Source organism: Streptococcus sp. AS20, assembly GCF_000524255.1.
GTDB classification, from domain to species: domain Bacteria; phylum Bacillota; class Bacilli; order Lactobacillales; family Streptococcaceae; genus Streptococcus; species Streptococcus constellatus.
In genome coordinates, this window is record NZ_JANS01000002.1 from 1 (window position 1) to 2,463 (window position 2,463).

The window sequence follows — 2,463 nt, forward strand, 5'->3', positions numbered from 1 at the left end:
TTGGCGGTGACAGTGTCGAGCTATATTTTGGATTATCTGGTTACCCTGTCTCAGTCCATGATATTCAAGTAACAGAAGAATTACTGGAGACCGTGTCCCTTATTCTCGCGTTTTAGGAGATTTGGGATACCTAAGTAAAGAGCTGAAAGAACGCTTGGAGGCAAAGGGGATTCATCTTTGGACGCCACTTCGTAAAAATATGGAGAGCGCCAATGAGCATAACAATCCAGCAATTTTAGCCATCCGAGGAACTATTGAAACTTGAATCTTTGTTCTAAATGCAATGTTTGACATTGAGCACCCGATTGTTAGGTCTTTAGCAGGATGGCAATTGGAGATTGAACAGGTTTTTTAGCCTACCATTTAGAATTTTTTATCAACTAGCAACGTGAGTACTATATGATTAGTGTAAATTGTTTTATATGGTTCTCATTTTAAATATTTCTTTATAATTAAATATCTAAAGGAAGTATAAAGAAGAGAAGAAGCTAATTTTATCATAGTATCTATAGACTTCTAATTAATTTTCAAGTAAAACGCTATCAGTTCTATCTTTTTACTATTCTTTATGTTATACTAAGTAGGTTGCAAAAACTAAAAGCTTTTCTGTTTAATGGTAACTAGCGACCAAGTTGGCGCTTTTTTAGTATTCCGATTTGAGAAACCATATTTTTAATAAAAAGAAGAGCCAAAATGTCTTATAAGGTAGCTTCGTACTGCCTTTTAGAAAGAAGAAAAAATTGAAATTTAATGAATTACATTTGTCTGCTGAATTGTTAGCAGAAATTGACAAAGCTGGTTTTGTAGAAGCTAGCCCGATTCAAGAACAGACCATTCCGCTGGCTATGGCAGGAAAAGACGTCATTGGACAAGCTCAGACTGGTACTGGAAAAACAGCTGCGTTTGGTTTTCCGACTCTGGAAAAGATTGATACAGAGGATCCAACTGTTCAGGCACTGATTATTGCACCGACTCGTGAATTAGCAGTACAGAGTCAAGAAGAACTCTTTAGATTTGGTCGTAGTAAGGGTGTCAAAGTCCGCTCAGTTTATGGCGGGTCTAGCATTGAAAAGCAAATTAAAGCTTTGAAATCAGGTGCTCACATTGTCGTAGGAACCCCAGGGCGTTTATTAGACCTCATTAAGCGTAAGGCGTTGAAACTCAATCATGTAGAAACGCTTATTTTAGATGAAGCAGACGAAATGCTCAATATGGGTTTCTTAGAAGACATTGAAGCCATTATTTCCCGTGTGCCAGAAGACCGTCAGACCCTTCTCTTTTCAGCAACCATGCCGGATGCTATCAAGTGCATCGGTGTCAAGTTTATGAAGGAGCCTGAGCATGTCAAGATTGCTGCTAAAGAGCTGACTACTGAGCTGGTAGACCAGTACTATATCCGCGTCAAGGAAAATGAAAAATTTGATACCATGACACGTCTTATGGATGTAGAGCAGCCAGAACTTTCTATTGTTTTTGGGCGTACCAAACGCCGAGTAGATGAATTGACTCGTGGTCTCAAGATTCGTGGTTTCCGAGCAGAAGGGATTCATGGCGATTTAGACCAAGGAAAACGCCTCCGTGTACTTCGTGATTTCAAGAATGGCAATTTAGACGTTCTTGTTGCAACAGATGTAGCTGCACGTGGATTGGATATTTCTGGTGTGACCCATGTTTACAACTACGATATTCCTCAGGATCCAGAAAGCTATGTTCACCGGATTGGTCGGACTGGTCGTGCTGGTAAGTCAGGTCAGTCTATCACTTTCGTAGCTCCAAATGAAATGGGCTATCTGCAGATTATCGAAAATCTGACCAAGAAACGCATGAAAGGTATGAAGCCAGCAACTGCAGAAGAAGCCTTTCAAGCTAAGAAAAAAGTAGCCCTCAAAAAGATTGAGCGAGATTTTGCAGATGAGACCATTCGTAGCAATTTTGAGAAATTTGGTAAAGATGCTCGTAAGCTAGCAGCTGAATTTACGCCAGAAGAGTTAGCCTTATATATCTTGAGCCTAACGGTGCAAGATCCAGATACTCTTCCAGAAGTGGAAATTGCGCGTGAGAAACCACTACCGTTTAAATATGTTTCTGGTGCCAATAAGGGGAATCGGAATAATAAAGGTGGAAATCGTCGTGAACGTGGTAGCAGACGTGGCAATTACAAAAAGGGCGGTCGCAATGAATATTTTGACAAAGAAAAACGCTATCGCAAAGAGCACAAGAAACCACGCAATACTTCAAGTGAGAAGAAAACAGGTTTTGTGATTCGGAATAAAGGTGATAAATAACTATATAATAATAAAAAGGCGAATAAACATTCGGCACTGCACCCCAATAATGGGACAAGAGAAAACCCCCTCTTATTCGACCAGTTTTCTGTACTCTGTGGAGATTGGTCGTTTAATCTCTGTTGAATTCTACTTTCATTATAAAATATGATGTATTTTTCGCCAATATCTGTTATAC

The 2,463-nt window shown here is 39.5% G+C and carries 2 protein-coding genes; both read left to right on the forward strand.

The features are described from left to right. Positions 1–79 precede the first annotated feature (79 nt). A complete protein-coding gene (locus tag HMPREF1514_RS00440; RefSeq protein WP_084635972.1) occupies positions 80–265 on the forward strand; it encodes a transposase in 186 nt (61 codons plus the stop codon). Between the two features lie 475 nt (positions 266–740). Beyond that, complete coding sequence (locus tag HMPREF1514_RS00445; protein WP_037596422.1) at positions 741–2,285, forward strand: DEAD/DEAH box helicase; 1,545 nt, start codon at positions 741–743, stop codon at positions 2,283–2,285. Positions 2,286–2,463 lie beyond the last annotated feature (178 nt).